This window comes from Paraburkholderia sp. EG286B, from assembly GCF_040965655.1.
Classification (GTDB): domain Bacteria; phylum Pseudomonadota; class Gammaproteobacteria; order Burkholderiales; family Burkholderiaceae; genus Paraburkholderia.
The window spans coordinates 1-1,020 of record NZ_JBFRCF010000127.1; the positions used below are offsets into that span (position 1 = coordinate 1).

The 1,020-nt window shown below is 63.5% G+C and carries 1 protein-coding gene; it reads right to left on the reverse strand.

The window, feature by feature from the left end; all coding sequences use genetic code 11:
* Positions 1 to 192 precede the first annotated feature (192 nt).
* The coding region (tnpB, locus tag AB4Y42_RS44030) for an IS66 family insertion sequence element accessory protein TnpB (protein ID WP_368697867.1) at positions 193 to 1,020 on the reverse strand (828 nt) is incomplete at its 5' end.

A 1,020-nucleotide genomic window follows, 5' to 3' on the forward strand; every position in this document is an offset into this window, starting at 1 on the left:
TCGCGCTGGGCAATGCCCTTTGTCGCGCGCTCTTCGAGATCGCGGATATAGCCCCTGACGGCCTTGGGTACGTGCTTGAGATCGGGTGGATTCATGCGCCCCAGGATAGCGGAGCACGGCGCGCCGCAGGTTTACGTCAAACTGTAAAAAGCGCGCCGCCGTTGTTTACGTGCAACGTGTCTTTTGGGCAGACTAGCTCGCGTGCAGGTAGCGACGTACGGGATGGCGACGAACGGCGTCGATGTCGATACCGTCGAGCAGCCAGTGGAGCTGCTCCGTCGTCATCTCGATGACTTCCTGAGGCCGCTTCGGCCAGACGAAACGGTCTTCCTCGAGCCGACGCAGCAGCAGCCAGAAGCCGGTGCGCTCATACAGCAGGAGTTTGACGCGATCGCATTTGCGATTGCGGAACGCATACACGGCGCGGGCGAGCGGGTCCAGCTGCATCGACTCCGTGACCAAGGCCGCGAGCGTGTTGATGCCGCAACGGAAGTCGACAGGCTCGCGACAGAGGTAGACCTTCAGATCGGGATCGAAGCGCAGCATCACCTCGCCCTCAGCGCATCGATCATCGCCGTGAGTAGTGCCGTATCCTGCTGGACAACATTCGAGTTCAAGGCTGACGCCGTTGGGCAACCGCGCCACCAGGCGCGAAGGCAGTGGTGCACGTTGCGAGGGTCGCATCGGCTCGTGCCGCGTCGCAGCCGGCTGGGCGTCAGACAGGGATGCCCTGGCTGACAGGTGCCCAGGCCTGGCATCGACCACTTCCAGAACAGGAACGAATGCCGGCGTACGGGCTGGTGCCGGCGGCCGTCCAGGTCGGCGGCGTGTCTTTGTCCGATCGATGGAGATCCACTTGCGAAGCTGGTTGGCGTTTACGCCGGCCTTGAGCACAAGCCCGGCCACTGAGGCGCCGGGCTCCTGGCACGCCGCGATCAGCTTGCGCTTGCTATCGCGGTCGTACCGGTTCTTGCCGTCGGCCGATTTGCCGATTACCCGCAGGGGCAGGAAGTCAAAGTC